Below are 15,860 nucleotides of genomic sequence, written 5' to 3'. Positions count from 1 at the left end.
TTCCGGTAACGAGCCGTTGACCTGTCGGTCCAGTTGGTGGGCGATACTGGGTTTGAACCAGTGACCTCTTCCGTGTCAAGGAAGCGCGCTCCCACTGCGCCAATCGCCCGTGGTGACCGCCCGAGGCGGGTCGAGAGCGGACGACGGGATTCGAACCCGCGACCCTCACCTTGGCAAGGTGATGCGCTACCAGCTGCGCTACGTCCGCACGTCCCCGACAAGCGCCGGCGACAGGTGAACTCTACCCGATGCCAAGATCGCTTGGCGCGGCACCCTGGGGGCGACGGTTGCACTGGTCGGCACCGGGGTACTGAGGGGCTCGACAGCGCACCACATCCCCCTAAGGAGGCTGTCGTGGGTATCGGCACCAGCATCTTCCTGATCGCGCTCGGCGCGATCCTCACCTTCGCGCTGGACGCGAGCGTCGGCGGCATCAACCTCGATGTGGTCGGCTGGATCCTGATGGGGGCCGGCGTACTCGGCCTGATCATGACCACGCTGATCTGGGGTCGCCGCCGCGAGGTGGTCACCACCACTGAGCAGCCGGTGGAGTACCGCCAGGTCGAGGAGCGGCGGGACATCGCCCCGCCGCTGTGACGCCACCACTGTTCATCGCTGACGCAGCTCGATTCCGGGCCGGCCGCCGCACTGAAGCGGCCGGCTCGGCACCGCTCAACGCATCAGCGCGTTGAGCGTGCCGTAGTCGAGGGCGTCCGCCAGCGCGCCGTACGTGCCCACGCGGAGCGCCTCTTCCGCCGCCCGGCGAGCGACCGCGTACGCGGCCTCCGCGACCGACGAGCCGAGGCTCACCCGGGCCACCCCCAGCCGGGCCAACTCCTCCACCGCTGGCGCGCCCGGACCGGCAAGCACGTTCAGCGGCGCCGGTACCGCCCGCACCAGCGCGCGGATGGTGGCCGGGTCGACCACCCCGGGCACGAAGATGCCATCCGCGCCGGCCGCGAGATAGGCGACGGCTCGGGCCACGGTCTCGTCGACGCCCCCGGAACCGCTGAGGAACGTGTCGATCCGAGCGTTGACGTAGAGCGGCAGCCCGGCCTCGTCGGCCGCAGTCCGCACGGCGCCAATCCGGCCACACTGGTCGGCCACGTCGCGCAACGACGGGCCGGCATCACGTCGGGCGTCCTCGATGTTCACGCCGACGGCGCCGGCGTCGATCACCGCGCGGATGGTCGCGCCCACCTCGGCCGTGGTCGCACCGTACCCGGACTCGATGTCCGCGGTGACCGGCAGCGACACCGAGGCGGCGACCCGGCCGACCAGGTCGACGGCCGCGTCGCGGCCGAGGACGTCGCCGTCGGATACCCCCAGGCTCCAGGCGACGCCGGCGCTGGTGGTGGCCACCGCGCGGCTGCCGGCGTCCGCCACGATGCGGGCGCTCGCGGCGTCCCAGGCGTTGACCAGGACCAGCGGCGACCCAGGGGTGTGCAGGGATCGGAACAGTTCGGCTCGGGTGTGTTGTTCGCTCACCCGGCAAGTCTCGGACGCCCCCGACCTCGGCGGTAATGTTTCAGTCCCAGCTGAATCCACCGGGGGTGCCGTGGTCGCCATCAGCCTGTCGGCGGGTGCCGTCGCCCGCATCCGGTTCGCCGTCTCCTGCCTGTGGGAGGCCGTCGCGAGCATCCGGGTGCTGCGCGACCCCGGGGACCACGCGGTGCACCTGCCCTGGGTACGCCGGGTCCGTCCACCGCTGGTCGAGGCAGGGTTGGCCGGCCCGAACGGAGGGCTGCTCTGGCAACTGGTGCCGGCCCCGCCCGGCTACCTGGCCGACTTCCTCACCCCGCCTCCCACCGGCCTCATCCCAGACCTCGCCGCCGAACTGGCCGCCCTGCGGGCCACCCCGGGCGACACGGTCCGCGCGCACCTGGATCTCTACCCGGGGGAACGCACTCCGGCGCTCGCCGCCCTGTACGCCGACCCGCCGGCCGGCCTACAGCGGCTGACCGAGGAGATCGAGGCGTACTGGCGGATCGCCCTGGCCCCGGACTGGCCACGGCTGCGGCTGCTGCTCGACGCGGACGTCACCGCTCGCACCCGACTGTTGGCCGAGGAAGGCGCGGCGGCGCTCCTCAACGACCTGCACCGGCAGGTCCGGTGGGAGGCCGACACCCTGCTCGTCGCGCAGCGGCACTGCCTGGCTCCGGACGTCACGGACGGCCCGGGCCTGGTGCTGATCCCGTCGGTCTTCGTCTGGCCGTCGGTGCTGAGCGTGTCCGCCGGGGACGCGCCGCAGCTCGCCTATCCCGCCCGTGGGCTCGGCACACTCTGGGAGCGCTCGACCGGCGTCCCGGAAGCGCTGGCCGCCGTGCTCGGTCGCGGGAGGGCACGGCTGCTCACCGAGCTGACCTCACCGGTCAGCACCACCGAGTTGGCCCGTCGTAGCGAGATGTCGCCCGCCGGGGTCTCCCAACACCTCACCGCGTTGCGCGCGGCCGGTCTGGTGGTGACGCACCGGCGCGGCCGGGCGCTGCTCAGCGCCCGCACCGACCTCGCCGAGGCGCTGCTCTCCGCGACCGGGTAGGCCGTCGATCACCGATCGCATTTCCGCAGGTCAATCGGGTCCAATGCCCCGAGTTACGATCAGGAACCATGGAGTCTCTCGACACGGTGCTGGCCGCGCACCGGGCGTATCTGCTCGGTTGGAACATCGGCGTGGCCGGGGACCCGGACCTCCCGACCTACCGCAGCGACGTGCCGCACGCGACCCTCAACGGCGTGCTGCGCGTGGCGGGACGCGCACCGCAGGACGCGCTCGCCGAGGCCCGGCAGCGACTCCACGGCGTACCCCGGGTCTGGTGGGTTGGCCCGGACAGCGACCCGGGCACGGCGGACGGCCTGGCCGAGCTCGGCGCCGCCGAGGTCGCCCGCCTGCCGATCATGACCGTGGCGATCGGGGAGGCAGCCGCCGTCCCGGCACCAGCCGGCCTGGACATCACCGAAACCACCGACCTCGACACGTTCGTCCCGGCCTACGCCCGGGTATCCGGAATACCGGCGGAGGGCGTGGCGGCGACGATCGAACGGGAGAAGGCGTTCGCCGGCGACGGCACCGTGATCCGGCTGGCCGGTCGCCTCGACGACGGCGGGATCGTCGGAACGACCGTCGCCTGGCTCCGCCAGGGCCTGGTCACGCTCTACTTCGTGGGCACGCAGCCCGAGCAGCGGCGAAGGGGCATCGGCGCGGCCATGACCAGCGCCGCGCTGAGACTCGCCGCCGAGCGGGGCGCCCGTACGGCCGCCCTCACCTCGTCGCCCATCGGTGAGTCGGTCTACCGCAACCTCGGCTTCCGGCCGGTGGGCGAGTTCCGACTGCTCACCTTCTGAGCCGCCACCCGGCAAGGCAAAGGCCGCTTGAGGAAGCCTTGACTACGGGGGTCAGACAGCGTTGTCTTTCCCGTGGTGATGTGCCTGGGGAGGTAAAACAGTGGTCGAAGACAGGTCCCTCGTGTTCTGCGTAACCGCTGACGTGTCGGTTCGCGAGCGGATGGTCCGGCGCCTTGACGGGCTCGGCACCCTGGTGATCTGCACCGACCTGGCGGAACTTCAGGCGATGATCGGTCCACCCCTGACCGGCGGGCCGGCCCCGGTGCTCAGCCCCGAGACCAGCCCCGCCTCCGCTCCGGCCGCCGCCTCCGGTCGGATCAGTCTGCGTGACCTTGTGATCGATCCGCTTCATCACCTGGCGACGTGGCGCGGACAACCGCTGACCCTGACCCGACTCGAGCGCGACCTGCTCACCCAACTCGCCACCGCACCGGTCGGAGTCTGGACGTACGAGAGGCTCTTCGAGTCGGTCTGGGGCAGTGCGTACCTCGGCGACACATCGGTCCTGCACTCGGCGATGAAGCGGTTACGCCGCAAACTGCGCGCTGCCGACGACACCCTGCGCGTGCAGACCGTACGCGGGGTTGGTTACCGGCTCGCCCTGGCGTGAAGCCTCGCCCCGGCTCTCGCGGAGGGTTCAGGCCGCCAGCGGGCGCTGCTCGGTGAAACCCATGATGAGCTGCCGTTCGGCGAACAGCCACGTTCCGTCGACACGTGTGAACGTGTCGCGGTAGCGAATGGTCATTGCCGTCAGGGTTCGTGCACCGGCGGCGTTGGTCACCATGTGGGCAATGCAGTAGGTCTCGCCCGTCGCCTGGTCACCGCTCAACGTCAACACCGTGCTCTGGCCGTTGAAGTGGAAGGTCTGCTCGAAGTCCTTCAACGTCGCCGTGACGCCGGACCCGATTTCGTCCCGGCCGGTCAGCACCTGGACGGGTTCATTTGTGCTGGGGTCGCCGGTGTAGACGGCGACCCGACCATTCTCTGCGTACAGCGCCGCCTGCCCCCCGAAATCCCTTACGTCTGCGCGACGGGCATAGGCATCGACCAGATCGCGCAGGGCGGAGCGGTCGGCGAACTGCTGAAGAGAAACGTCTGAAGACATGATTATTCCTTTGGGGCATCCGAGGGTCCTCGATCGGCCCGGCGAGCCGAACCGTCAAGTGGTTGACGAGACCAATCCTCCGCAGCGGGGTTCGCCGCGTCCAACACCTTTTTCCTGTGCCGACCACAGTCTGATCCTGTACCCGCTGCCGACTGCCATGAAGCTGGCATCTCGCACAACGCGGCGTCAGGGTGAGGTTAGCGTGTAAAACCCCGTGGGGCGGCGGGTTGACCGACCTCGCCGAGTGCGCCACAGGGGCAGACTGTCACTGCCTCAGGAAACATGTGTTGGACCGTGCCGTGCGCCTGCAATAAGAATGGTTCTCGCAAACAGTTACCGAGAACCGACACCTATCAGGAGCAAGACATGACAGGTCAGACCCAGGACCGCGTGTGGCTAATCACGGGGTGCTCAAGCGGTTTCGGCCGTGAGATTGTGCTCGCCGCAGTGGCCGCGGGTGACCGGGTGATGGCGACAGCGCGCCGTCCCGAAGTTCTGCAGGACCTCGCCGATCTCGGCAAGGGGCAGGTCAGCACCTACGCTCTGGACGTCACCGATCCCAATTCCGTCCAGGCTGCGGTAGAGGCGACGATGGCACTATTCGGCCGGATCGACGTCCTCGTCAACAACGCCGGATTCCTCATGATGGGCGCCGTCGAGGAACTCACCACGGAGCAACTGCGTGAGCAGATGGAGGTCCTGTTCTTCGGCGCCGCCCAGACAACGAAGGCCGTACTGCCAAGTATGCGCGAGCGGGGTAGCGGAACCATCGTGCAGATGAGCTCGATGGGTGGACAAACGAGCTTCCATGCCTTCGGGGCCTACCATGCCGGAAAGTTCGCTCTCGAAGGCCTGTCCCAGACCCTGGCGGGAGAAGTTGCCCCATTCGGTGTGCGCGTCGTGATGGTGGAACCGGGAGCATTCCGCACGCGGATCAACAGCAGCAAGAGCGAGGCGACGGTCATCGACGCCTACAGTGGCACCGCCGGGGCTTTCCGCGCCTACGTCAATGCGATGCAGGGCTCCGAGGAAGGCGACCCCGCCAAGGCCGCCGCTGCCATTGTCACCGCGGTCGACAGCGACAATCCGCCCCTTCGGCTCGCGCTGGGTGGCGACGCGGTCGACGGGCTCCGCGCCGAGCTCGAGTCACGTCTGGCCGACCTTGATGCCTGGGAAGGGCTGAGCCGCTCGACCGCGGTGTCCTGACACGCCGCCCAGGTGAGCCTGCCGGCTTGATCCGCACGACCAACCAGAACGGCTCGTTACCGGAAACTTCCGGTAACGAGCCGTTTGACGTGCTCATCCAACTGGTGGGCGATACTGGGTTTGAACCAGTGACCTCTTCCGTGTCAAGGAAGCGCGCTCCCACTGCGCCAATCGCCCGTGCCTTTGTTGCCGAGGTGGGGACGGGATTTGAACCCGCGTACACGGCTTTGCAGGCCGTTGCCTCGCCTCTCGGCCACCCCACCGAGGTTGCCCCCGTCATGCGTGGCGGCAGCTCCGAGCGGACGACGGGATTCGAACCCGCGACCCTCACCTTGGCAAGGTGATGCGCTACCAGCTGCGCTACGTCCGCACGCCCCCGGACGTTCCCGGGTGACGGATGAGAACTTTAGCCGAGCCGGTGAACTACTGCCAACTCGGGGTCGTTCCGGCGCGTCCCACCCGCCATGGGCGGGACCGGGACCACCGCCGGCAGGCTTCCTAGGCGGCTGGTCTGATGACTCGACGGGTCACCGACCGTCACATTCCGGCGCCGCCAGGCCAGGAACACCACCGCCGCCCCGGATGCCGGCCGACGGACCTGTACGCGCGCCGACCACTCGCGGCGGACCTCGACGAACATCTCTTGAAGGAACGACCGACGATAGCCCCAGGAATTGTCCGGCTTCCGACTGTCGCATCGCGGATCGGACGGCGGCGGTAACTGTTCGTGTTCACTCGAATGGGCTACGGTAACCGTCGTGACGAGACGTGCGGCCGAGATCCGCCTGGATGCCCTGCTGCGCACCGCCTGCGACGTGATCGTGGAGCGGGGTCTGGCCAACACCCGGACGGCGGACGTGGCGCAGGCCGCCGGGGTGAGTCAAGCATTGGTTTTCTACCACTTCGCCACCAAGGAACGGTTGCTCGCGCAGGCTTTCGCGTACGCGGTCGAGCAGGATCTGGCTCGACTGGACGCGGTGACCCGCTCCTCGGCCCCGCCGCTGACCAAGCTCCGCCGGATCCTCAAGCTCTACACCCCGGCCGGACGGGCGACCTCGTGGTCTATGTGGATCGACGGCTGGTCCGAGTCGCTGCGTACCCCGGAATTGGAGAAGGTCTCCCGCCGACTCGACCTGCGCTGGCGGCAGGACCTGGCGGCGGTGATCTCCGCCGGGGTGGCCGACGGCACCTTCCAGTGCGCCGACCCGGACGGCGCCGCCTGGCGGATCAGCGCGGTGATGGACGGCCTTGCCGTGCAGCTCGCCGTGCACGACCGGGTGATCTCCCGCCGACAGTTCGGCGAGTGGGTCCGCCTGGTCACGGCTCGGGAGCTCGGCCTGGACCTGGCCGATCTGGACTGAGCCGGGCGGCCAGGCGCTGATCTCAGCGCACCAGGCCGGGCAAAACGGCTCGGCCCGCCGCGCGGACCGGAACAATCGGCAGCATGGATCTGCTGGAGGCGTACCGCCGGAGCCTGGCCGAATTCATCGACCGGGTGCACCAGGTCGAGCCCGGCCAGTGGTCCGACCCGACACCCTGCGCGGAGTGGGACGTACGCGCGCTGGTCAACCACGTGGTGCGTGAGGACCGGTGGAGCGTTCCGCTGCTCGCCGGCCGGACCATCGACGAGGTCGGCGACCGGCTCGACGGCGACCAACTCGGCACCGACCCGATCTCGATGGCGCGGGAGGCGGCCGCGCAGGCGGAGATCGCCGCCACCCATCCCGGCACCATCGACCGCACCGTGCACCTCTCCAGCGGCGAGACCCCGGCGGCGGAATACCTCAAGCAACTCCTCGCCGAACATCTCATCCACGGCTGGGACGTGGCGGTGGCGATCGGGGCGCAGCCGCGTTTCGATCCGGCCGTGGTGCGCGCCGCCTCCGGATGGTTCGCCGGCCAGATCGACAACTACCGGCGCAACAACCTGGTCCGGAGCGGGGTGCGGGTGCCCGACGACGCAGACGAGCAGGATCACCTGTTGGCAGCCTTCGGCCGCGACCCGGACTGGGCGCCGGGCGACTGACCTCGGCGGTGGACGTTGGCCCGCGCCCGGTCGCCGCCGTAGTGGGCCAGCACCCGACGGTCCATCACCCGGCGCCACAGCGGCGGCACCAGCGCGACCACCACCATCGTGGCGTAGCCGGCCGGCAACCGCGGTGAGATGTCGAAGCTGCGCAGGGTCTGGTAGCGGCGCAGCGGGTTGGCGTGATGGTCGCTGTGCCGTTGGAGCTGGAAGAGGAAGACGTTGGTGACCGTGCGGTCGCTGTTCCAGCTGTGCCGCGGGTCGACCTTCTCGTAGCGGCCGGCGGCGTTGCGCTGCCGGGCCAGCCCGTAGTGCTCCAGGTAGTTGACCACCTCCAGCAGGGAGAAACCGACCACCGCCTGGAGGAGCAGGAACGGCAGCACCCCGGGGCCGAGGGCCAGGGACAGCGCCGCGTACAGCAGCAGGGTCATGGCCCAGGCGTTGAGCACGTCGTTTCGGTGGGTCCAGGGTGACCGGCCGCGGATGCGGAACCGGCTGCTCTCCAGCCGCCAGGCCGAGCGCAGGCTACCGAAGACGGTACGCGGCCAGAACGCCCAGAAGCTCTCCCCCAGCCGGGAGCTGGCCGGATCCTCCCGGGTGGCGACCCGCACGTGGTGGCCACGGTTGTGCTCGACGTAGAAGTGCCCGTAGCCGGTCGGCGCCAGGGCCACCTTGGACAACCAGCGCTCCACCCGCTCCCGCTTGTGGCCCAGCTCGTGGGCGGTGTTGATGGCGATGCCGTTGACCACACCGACGGTGGCGACCAGGCCGGCAGCGCCCGCCAGCGAGAGTGCGCCGCGAGTCCACACCGCGCCGCAGAGCACCAGGGCCGCGTACTGGGCCGGTAGGTAGAGGTAGGTCAGCCAGCGGTAGTAGCCGTCGGCGGACAGTCGGGGCACGGCCTCCTCGGGTGGGTTCTGCCGGTCGTCGCCGAGCAGCAGGTCGATCACCGGGATCAGACCGAAGACGACGGCCGGGGTGAGCCACCAGGCCCAGGCGCCGCCACCGGCCCGCCAGACGGCGAAACCGACGAAGGGCAGCGCCGGCACCAGCAGCGCCAGCGGCCAGAGCGGCCTGCGCGGGTCCCGCCAGGCGGCGGGCTCGACGGTCAGATCGGCATCGACGGTCATGGTCAGCCTCCGCCCTCGCGTCCTGACATCGACTGTGGCAGCGGTCGCACCGTTTTACAAGAGGGCATTTTTTGTAAAGTCCACTTATCTCGATCCGATGGCGCATCGGGGCTTCTGGACCTTGCCGCCACCACGATCGACTGATATCCACAGATGCACATGCGTCACCGCGCTATGACGGCCGGCTACCGCCGGCCATCCCGCTCCCACGAGGAGGTCCCGTGCCACAACCGGAATGGTCACCCCCGATGAGCCGGCGTCGACGCCGGCTCATCGCCGTCCTGGCGACGACGGCGACGGTCGCCGCGCTGCTCCCCACCAGCGCGAGCACCGCAGCCCCCGCGGGCGGCGCACCGTCCGCCGAGCGCCGGTCCGGACCGTTCGCCGAGGGGCACGAACCCGCCGACGTCGACAACCGCATCGGTACGGCGGCACCCGACGCCCGTCAGCGCGGCCTGGCCCGCGCCGCCGATCCCGACGTCCGCTGGAACCGGCTCGGCACCCCGCAGGCGCTCGGCCCCGGCCGCACCCCGCTGGCCAGCGGGCTGTCCGCCGACCCGGAGGCCGCGGCCCGCGCCTACCTGACCGCCAACCGCGACCTGTTCGGGATGGACGCCGCCGCGGTGGCCAGCATGGAACGGGTGCTGGTCCGGCCGATCGGCAGCGGGACGGTGGTCACCCTCCGGCAGCGCTTCGGCGATCTGCCCGCCGGGCCGGACGGCCTCGTCACCATCGCGGTCGCCGGCGGCACGGTGCTCTCGGTCAGCTCCTCGTTGGCCCGGAACACCGGTGCCCCGGCACCGGCCACCCGCACCGCCGAGCAGGCCTATGCCGCCGCGCTCGCCGAGGCGAAGCTGACCGCCAGCGCGGTGGCCAGCCACACCGTGCGAGCCGTGGCGGTGCCCACCCCGCTGGACGGGCCTCGGGCCGCCTACGAGGTGACCATGATCGGTGCGGACACCGACCAGCCGGCCGCGTTCACCAGCTACGTGGACGGCATCACCGGGCACGTGCTGGTCCGGGAGGACCTCGTCGACTTCGACTCCGACAACCCGAGCTGGGCGGTCTTCCCGGCTACCCCGCCCCGCGACCTCGGCCCCGGGCAGGACCCCCGGGTGCGCTGGTGCGGCGACCCGTCGCCCGGCTGCCAGGCTGCCTTCCGCGACCCGGCCACCGCCCAACCGTGGGATGTCGACGCGGCCACCGGCACGTCAACCTTCACCTCGCGCGGCAACTCGGCCAACACGGTGCTCTCCTGGGGTGCGGGCACCCCGATCGTTCCGGCCACCACCAGCCCGGAACGCCGCTACGAATACCCCTTCACCGACCAGTGGCACCAGGCCCGCTGCAACCCGAACGTGTTCACCTCCGCCCAACGCAACGACGCGGACGCCTCGATCGCCAACCTCTTCGCCATGCACAACCGGCTGCACGACTGGTCGTACCAGTTGGGCTTCACCGAGTCGGCGTGGAACCTCCAGGCGGTCAACCTCACCCCCAACGGGCTGGGCGGTGACGCCGAGCAGGGCCGCGCCCAGCAGGGCGCGCTGACCGGCAACCGGAACAACGCCAACCAGGGCACCGGACGCGACGGGCAGCCGCCGACCACCAACATGTACCTGTGGCAGCCGCTGGCCGGCGGACCGTACCCGCCGTGCGTGGACGGCGACTACGACATGACGGTGATCGGCCACGAGTACACCCACGCGATCACCAACCGGATGATCGCCGGCCCGGACAGCGGGATCGGCGGCCACCAGGGCGGGGCGATGGGCGAGTCGTGGGGTGACCTGCTCGCCGCCGAATACCTCTTCCAGCACGGGTTGCGCGCACCCGGCGAGACGCCCTTCGTGACCGGCGGCTACGTCACCGGCAACCTGGTCAGCGGCATCCGCAACTACGACCTCAGCCGCAGCCCACTCAACTACTCCGACATCGGCTACAACACCGGCGGGCCGGCCGTGCACGCCGACGGGGAGATCTGGGGCGCCACCAACTTCCGGGTCCGCTCCGCACTCGTCAAGCGGTACGGCCTCGGCACCCCGCAGCGACAGCTCGAATGCGCGCAGGGGAAGGTCGCCGCCGACAAGTGCCCCGGCAACCGGCGCTGGTCGCAACTGGTCTTCGACTCGTTCCTGCTCCAGGCCGCCAGCCAGGTCAGCATGCTCGACATGCGGGACAACATGCTCACCGCCGACCTGCTCCGCTTCGGCGGCGCCAACCAGGACCTGATCTGGGCCGAGTTCGCCCGCTCCGGGATGGGCCGGGACGCCGTCACCCTCGGTGCCGGTGACACCGACCCGACGCCGAGCTTCGCCTCGCCGGGTGGTGGCAACGCGACGCTCACCCTGCGCCCGCGCGGGGACAGCGCCGACGCGCCGATCCGGGTGTACGTCGGGGCGTACGAGGCGCGGGCCGTGCCGGTGGCCGACACCGACCCGGCAACGCCGATCCCGGACACCGTGGAACTGGTGGCCGGCACGTACGACCTGCTCGCCGTGGCCCCCGGCTTCGGGCACCAGCGGCTCAGCGTGAACGCCAAGGCCGGGCAGAGCGGGTACGTGGACCTGCGGATGAGCCGCAACCTCGCGTCCACCGCGTCCGGTGCCACGGTCAGCGGCGACGGGGTCAACCTGGACCGGATCGTCGACGACACCGAGTCGACGAACTGGGCCTCTCTGGACGGGGTCGCCGGCCGGCAGCTCACCGTGGCGCTGCCCGGGGACGCCGCACAGGTGGTCAAGCGCGTGAACGTCAGCGCGATGTTGCGCCCGGCGATCACCGGCGACGCCGACACCGGCAGTCAGAACGCGCTCAGCGCGTTGCGCTCGTTCGCCGTGTCCGCCTGCAACGCGACGACCACCGACTGCGCCGACCCGGCACGCTGGCAACGGATCTACACCAGCGCGGGCGACGCGTTCCCCGGTGGGGCGTACCGGGCCTACAGCCGGGACATCAACCTCCGGACGTTCGCGGTGCCCACCACCCTCGCCACCCACCTGCGGTTGGAGGTGCTGGCGAGCCAGTGCACGGGCGGTCCGCAGTACGCGGGCGAGCAGGACGACGACCCGGCCACGACGACGGACTGCGCGACCGCCAGCCCGGCCCGGAACCAGGTCAGGATCGCCGAGTTCCAAGCGTTCTCCAAGTGACACCGTGAGGGCCGGCGGGATGTCCGCCGGCCCTCACGGCCCCGGTCAGCGGCGGGCCGGTCGCCAACGGTCGGCCGCGGCCGGTCGCTCCCAGCGCCGGTCCACGGGCGGGCCTTCGACCTCGTCGCCCGCGGCGCGGGTCAGGTGACGCAGCCGCAGCAGCAACCCCATCCCGAGCGAGAGCAGCAGCCCGCCGAGCAGGAACGCGGCCTGCACCGCCCCGAACCCTCCGGACTGCGAGACCGGGCGGCCGGGCGGCGGTGCCGCGGCGTCGACCGGTTGGTCCCCGATCGGCTCCTCCACGGACGTGCTCTCCTCCTCGGCCGGCGCGCTCGCCGGGTCGCTGGGCTGCGGCGGAGTGGCCTTCGGCTTCGGCGTACCGGTCGGGGCGCCGCCCACACCCACCACCGAGCGAGTGGCCGTCTGCCGGGCCAGCAGACGCGCGTCGGCGTCGTACGCCTCGGCGGCGAGGGTGACCCGGCCCTGGGTGACGTCCTCGTCGAAGGCCACCCGGTAGCGTGCCGTGACCGTGCGGCCCGGGCAGAGCGTGCCCGGGTCGAGCTGCCGGTCGGTCAGCCGGGCCACGTTGCCCTCGGTCCGGACGTCCAGGGGGAAGTCCCCGGTCTCCTCCACCCGATCCATCTTCACCTGGTCGAGTCGGACGCCCTGGACGCTGAGCACCATCGACCAGCGCACCTTCACGCAGCCGCCGCGCCGGTCGGTCCGAGCGACGACGGCGGACACCGTGCGCGCCTGCTCGCCGGCGGTGAACCGGGCCGGCAGCCCACTCAGCTCGGTGGTGAACGCCGCCTGTGCCGGAGCGGGCAGGGCCAACCCCACCCCGCTCAGGCAGGCCAGCACCACCCCTGCCCTCAGCGCATACCGCCACACCGTCACCACCGCCGTCCTCGCCTCCGGTTGCCCCCACCCCGCAACGCTAGAAGCGGGGCATCGACCCGACCAGACGGGTGTGTTCGCACCCGACGGCAAGGACAGGGTGGGTTTTCACCGACGGTGGTGAACCGGTCACCGCTCCCCCGCGACACGCCGGGAGTCGGCCCGCTGGGACAATCAGCGACGTGTCCGAGCTCTCCAGCGCGTTCGTCCGGCTGCACGCCCGGCTGACCCCGGTCCCCTTCGTCCCCGAGGTGCGGCTGCATCAGGCCGACGAGCCGATCGGGTTGTGGGAGCTGACCGAGGGCGAGTTCTCCACCGACCGGCCGCCGCCGTTCTGGGCGTTCGCCTGGGCCGGCGGGCAGGCACTCGCCCGCTACGTGACCGACCACCCGGAGCTGGTCGCCGGCCGCCGGGTGCTCGACCTTGCCTCCGGCTCCGGCCTGGTGGCCATCGCCGCCGCCCGTGCCGGCGCCGCGTCGGTGCGAGCCGTCGAGGTGGACGAGCTGGCGGTGGCGGCGGTCGCGCTCAACGCCGAGGCCAACGGGGTACGCGTCGACGCCGAGTTCGGCGACATCCTCGACTCCGACGCCGGGGACGCCGAGGTGGTGCTCGCCGGCGACGTCTTCTACAGCGACGCGATGGCCCGCCGGGTCCTGCGGTTCCTGCTCCGCGCCACCCGGGCCGGCGCACCGGCGTTGGTTGGCGACCCCGGCCGGGCCTTCCTGCCCCGGGACCGCTTCGACGAGTTGGCGGCGTACGACGTGCCGGTGCCGGAGGCGCTGGAGAGTGTCCGGGTGAAGCGCACCACCGTCTGGCGTCTGCGGGCCGGGCTGCCGGGGGCCTCCAGCTAGCGTGTCCGGGTGCTGTTCCGCAGCTGGGCGCAGGTGACCGACCCCGCATGGCCGGACGTGGCCCGGGTGCCGGACCACGTCGGCGGCACCCACCTGCTCGTCACCCGGCACGCGTTGGTCCGTCAGGTCCTCGCCGACCCGGTCACCTACCGACCGGACAACGCGCTGGACGCGGTGACACCGATGCCGGCGACCGCGCTGCGGGTGCTCGCCGGGCACCGGTTCCGGCTGCCGCCGACCCTGGCGAACAACTCGGGCGCCAACCATCCCCAGATCCGGGCGATCGTGGCGGACGCCCTGCACCCCGCCCGGGTCGCCGCGCAGCAGCCCTGGCTCACCACGCTGGTCCGGGACCGGGTCGCCCAGATCGGCGCCACCCTCGCCGCCGGCACGCCGGTCGACCTGTACGCGGACCTCGCCGCCGACCTGCCGCTGCTGGTGCTGGCCCGGCTGGTCGAGCTGCCGGACGCTCCGGTCGACGCGGTCAAGGAGTTCGCCCGCGCCGCGCTGGAACTGTTCTGGGCACCGCTGGACCCCGACCGGCAGGTGGCACTCGCCGCGGAGGTGGGCCGGTTCCACCGCGTACTGCGCGACTTCGCCGCCACCGGCGGCGGGTTGGCCGCCGAGTTGCGCGCGGCCGGGCACGCGCCGGACGTGGTGGTCGGCGCGCTCTTCTTCCTGCTGGTCGCCGGGCAGGAGACCACCTCGCAGTTCCTCACCCTGCTGCTGCACCGGTTGGCCGGCGAGCCCACGGTGCGCGCCGGTCTGCGCACCGGCGAGGTCGCGGTGGCCGACGTCGTGGAGGAGGGGCTGCGGCTGGAACCGCCGATCGTCACCTGGCGGCGGGTGGCGGCGACGGACACCACGCTGGGTGGGACGGCAGTGCCGGCGGGCAGCAGCCTCGTGCTCTGGCTGGGTCGCGCTGGTCGGGACCCAGCGGTCGTCGAGTCGCCCGACGAGTTCCGCCCGGGTCAGCGCGGATCGCGCCGACACCTGGCGTTCGGGGCGGGCGCGCACCGCTGCGTCGGTGACGTGCTGGCCCGCATGGAGGCGGCCGTGGTGGTTGCCGAGGCCGCGCCGCTGCTGGACGGGGTGACCGTGGTCCGCCCGCCCTGGTGCCCGGACAATCTGACCTTCCGGATGCCCGACGCCTTCGTGATCGCCCCCGCCCGGGCGAGCAGCACCGAGGGGGCGCGATCCTGACCTTGACCCGATATGTTTCCGGGCGTGTTGTCAGCCCCCGTGCGCCGCATCGTCGCGGCGGTAACGCTTCCGGCCATCCTGGCGCTGAGTAGCTGCACAGCCGGCCCCGGCCACGCGGCCCACGCCCGCCAGGTCGCCGCGGGCCCGCCGAGCCCGTCCGCCCCACCCCCGACGCCGTCGACCTCGCCGTCCCCGACGGCGAAGCCCGCACCCGGGACCCTGGAGTGGTACGTGTCCCAGGTGCCGACCTTCCCCGAGGCGCCACCACCGCAACCGGTACAGCTGCCGGCGACCGGCCCGGCCCCGATCTGGCATCGCCTGCCCACCGAACAGAAGGTCGCCTTCATCACCATCGACGACGGTGGCCTGGCCCGCCCGCCCGCGGTGGCCGACTTCATCTGGCAGGCGCACATCCCGGTCACGATGTTCCTGAACTCGCCGGCGGCGGAGGAGCACGACGTCTACTTCCGGCAGATCGAGGTGGCCGGCGGGGTCGTCGAGAACCACACGATCAGGCACACCTCGCTGGCCGGCCGGTCGTACGACCACCAGAAGCAGGAGATCTGCGGTGCGGCGGACAAGCTGGAAGCGTTGTTCGGCAAGCGCCCGACGCTGTTCCGGCCCCCGTTCGGCGAACATGACACCACCACGTTGCAGGCCGCGCACGACTGCGGCGCGAAGGCGGTCTTCCACTGGACTGAGACCGTCCACGAGGGGAAGGTGCGCTACCAGACCCCGGAGAAGGTGGTACACCCCGGCGACGTGCTGCTGATGCACTTCCGGCCGGCCCTGATGGACGACCTCCTCGCGGCGTTGAAGGCGATCCACCGAGCCGGGCTCACGCCGGCACTACTGGAGGACTACGTACGGTGACCAACCAGCCGCCCACCTGACGAAAGTCAGTGCCGGGTGGTGTCGTTCGGGCGCGGCGCGGCAGCAGGCCGCGCG

The 15,860-nt window shown here is 71.3% G+C and carries 15 protein-coding genes and 5 tRNA genes; 11 read left to right on the top strand and 9 right to left on the bottom strand.

Annotated features, from left to right (window positions below):
- Positions 1-34: 34 nt before the first annotated feature.
- Positions 35-109, bottom strand: a tRNA-Val gene (locus HNR20_RS22525).
- Between the two features lie 26 nt (positions 110-135).
- Positions 136-208: transfer RNA gene (locus HNR20_RS22520), tRNA-Gly, on the bottom strand.
- Positions 209-354: 146 nt separating this feature from the next.
- Between HNR20_RS22520 and HNR20_RS22515 the strand changes: the two genes are divergently transcribed.
- Positions 355-597: a DUF6458 family protein gene (locus HNR20_RS22515; protein ID WP_030488593.1), complete on the top strand. Its 243-nt coding sequence runs from the start codon at positions 355-357 to the stop codon at positions 595-597.
- A gap of 75 nt (positions 598-672) precedes the next feature.
- Here the strand turns inward: HNR20_RS22515 and HNR20_RS22510 are convergent, their stop codons facing one another.
- Entirely contained in the window at positions 673-1,488 is an 816-nt protein-coding gene (locus HNR20_RS22510) for an isocitrate lyase/PEP mutase family protein (protein WP_221311247.1), read from the bottom strand.
- Between the two features lie 70 nt (positions 1,489-1,558).
- On the opposite strand from HNR20_RS22510, the gene HNR20_RS22505 reads away from it, so the two are divergent.
- The 3 genes from HNR20_RS22505 (at position 1,559) to HNR20_RS22495 (ending at position 3,952) form a co-directional block, all read left to right on the top strand.
- Entirely contained in the window at positions 1,559-2,539 is a 981-nt protein-coding gene (locus HNR20_RS22505; protein WP_184183153.1) for an ArsR/SmtB family transcription factor, read from the top strand.
- Between the two features lie 68 nt (positions 2,540-2,607).
- Positions 2,608-3,342, top strand: coding sequence for a GNAT family N-acetyltransferase (locus HNR20_RS22500; protein ID WP_184183150.1), 735 nt, complete (start codon positions 2,608-2,610; stop codon positions 3,340-3,342).
- Positions 3,343-3,484: 142 nt separating this feature from the next.
- Positions 3,485-3,952: a winged helix-turn-helix domain-containing protein gene (locus HNR20_RS22495; protein WP_229687389.1), complete on the top strand. Its 468-nt coding sequence runs from the start codon at positions 3,485-3,487 to the stop codon at positions 3,950-3,952.
- A 27-nt stretch (positions 3,953-3,979) separates the two neighbouring features.
- Here the strand turns inward: HNR20_RS22495 and HNR20_RS22490 are convergent, their stop codons facing one another.
- A complete protein-coding gene (locus HNR20_RS22490; protein WP_184183147.1) occupies positions 3,980-4,447 on the bottom strand; it encodes a nuclear transport factor 2 family protein in 468 nt (155 codons plus the stop codon).
- A 366-nt stretch (positions 4,448-4,813) separates the two neighbouring features.
- Here HNR20_RS22490 and HNR20_RS22485 point away from each other — a divergent pair, with 366 nt between their 5' ends.
- On the top strand, positions 4,814-5,653 hold the full coding sequence (locus HNR20_RS22485; RefSeq protein WP_184183144.1) for an oxidoreductase: 840 nt from the start codon (positions 4,814-4,816) through the stop codon (positions 5,651-5,653).
- 102 nt (positions 5,654-5,755) lie between these two features.
- Here the strand turns inward: HNR20_RS22485 and HNR20_RS22480 are convergent.
- From HNR20_RS22480 to HNR20_RS22470, 3 genes are all read right to left on the bottom strand, one after another.
- A tRNA-Val gene (locus tag HNR20_RS22480) sits at positions 5,756-5,830 on the bottom strand.
- 15 nt (positions 5,831-5,845) lie between these two features.
- A tRNA-Cys gene (locus HNR20_RS22475) sits at positions 5,846-5,916 on the bottom strand.
- A 34-nt stretch (positions 5,917-5,950) separates the two neighbouring features.
- Positions 5,951-6,023: transfer RNA gene (locus HNR20_RS22470), tRNA-Gly, on the bottom strand.
- 388 nt (positions 6,024-6,411) lie between these two features.
- On the opposite strand from HNR20_RS22470, the gene HNR20_RS22465 reads away from it, so the two are divergent.
- Together HNR20_RS22465 and HNR20_RS22460 are read left to right on the top strand one after the other, a co-directional pair.
- On the top strand, positions 6,412-7,014 hold the full coding sequence (locus tag HNR20_RS22465; protein ID WP_184183141.1) for a TetR/AcrR family transcriptional regulator: 603 nt from the start codon (positions 6,412-6,414) through the stop codon (positions 7,012-7,014).
- Between the two features lie 83 nt (positions 7,015-7,097).
- A complete protein-coding gene (locus HNR20_RS22460; protein WP_184183139.1) occupies positions 7,098-7,679 on the top strand; it encodes a TIGR03086 family metal-binding protein in 582 nt (193 codons plus the stop codon).
- On the opposite strand, the gene HNR20_RS22455 is transcribed toward HNR20_RS22460, so the two are convergent.
- Positions 7,628-8,809 (bottom strand): alkane 1-monooxygenase, encoded by a 1,182-nt coding sequence (locus tag HNR20_RS22455; protein ID WP_184183135.1) that lies wholly within the window; start codon positions 8,807-8,809, stop codon positions 7,628-7,630. The two genes, HNR20_RS22460 and HNR20_RS22455, sit on opposite strands and share 52 nt — an antisense overlap.
- A 221-nt stretch (positions 8,810-9,030) precedes the next feature.
- Here HNR20_RS22455 and HNR20_RS22450 point away from each other — a divergent pair, with 221 nt between their 5' ends.
- On the top strand, positions 9,031-11,961 hold the full coding sequence (locus HNR20_RS22450; protein WP_184183133.1) for a M36 family metallopeptidase: 2,931 nt from the start codon (positions 9,031-9,033) through the stop codon (positions 11,959-11,961).
- A gap of 45 nt (positions 11,962-12,006) precedes the next feature.
- Here the strand turns inward: HNR20_RS22450 and HNR20_RS22445 are convergent, their stop codons facing one another.
- On the bottom strand, positions 12,007-12,858 hold the full coding sequence (locus tag HNR20_RS22445) for a hypothetical protein (RefSeq protein ID WP_229687377.1): 852 nt from the start codon (positions 12,856-12,858) through the stop codon (positions 12,007-12,009).
- Positions 12,859-13,040: 182 nt separating this feature from the next.
- Here HNR20_RS22445 and HNR20_RS22440 point away from each other — a divergent pair, with 182 nt between their 5' ends.
- The 3 genes from HNR20_RS22440 to HNR20_RS22430 are packed head-to-tail and all read left to right on the top strand — an operon-like array spanning position 13,041 to position 15,785.
- Positions 13,041-13,709: a class I SAM-dependent methyltransferase gene (locus HNR20_RS22440; protein WP_110566205.1), complete on the top strand. Its 669-nt coding sequence runs from the start codon at positions 13,041-13,043 to the stop codon at positions 13,707-13,709.
- Between the two features lie 9 nt (positions 13,710-13,718).
- Positions 13,719-14,912, top strand: coding sequence for a cytochrome P450 (locus tag HNR20_RS22435; protein WP_184183128.1), 1,194 nt, complete (start codon positions 13,719-13,721; stop codon positions 14,910-14,912).
- Positions 14,913-14,936: 24 nt separating this feature from the next.
- Positions 14,937-15,785, top strand: coding sequence for a polysaccharide deacetylase family protein (locus HNR20_RS22430; RefSeq protein WP_229687378.1), 849 nt, complete (start codon positions 14,937-14,939; stop codon positions 15,783-15,785).
- The last annotated feature ends 75 nt before the right edge of the window (positions 15,786-15,860 follow it).

Origin of the sequence: Micromonospora parathelypteridis (genome assembly GCF_014201145.1) — a bacterium.
Lineage (GTDB): Bacteria > Actinomycetota > Actinomycetes > Mycobacteriales > Micromonosporaceae > Micromonospora > Micromonospora parathelypteridis.
Note: the sequence above shows the minus strand (reverse complement) of the source record. Positions and strands in the feature narration are given on the sequence as shown.

Bases quoted from the DNA above. Each gene is read 5' to 3' on its own strand.
- HNR20_RS22500 (WP_184183150.1), top strand. From the start codon at position 2,608: ATGGAGTCTCTCGACACGGTGCTGGCCGCGCACCGGGCGTATCTGCTC.
- HNR20_RS22460 (WP_184183139.1), top strand. From the start codon at position 7,098: ATGGATCTGCTGGAGGCGTACCGCCGGAGCCTGGCCGAATTCATCGAC.
- HNR20_RS22490 (WP_184183147.1), bottom strand. From the start codon at position 4,447: ATGTCTTCAGACGTTTCTCTTCAGCAGTTCGCCGACCGCTCCGCCCTG.
- HNR20_RS22455 (WP_184183135.1), bottom strand. From the start codon at position 8,809: ATGACCGTCGATGCCGATCTGACCGTCGAGCCCGCCGCCTGGCGGGAC.
- HNR20_RS22485 (WP_184183144.1), top strand. From the start codon at position 4,814: ATGACAGGTCAGACCCAGGACCGCGTGTGGCTAATCACGGGGTGCTCA.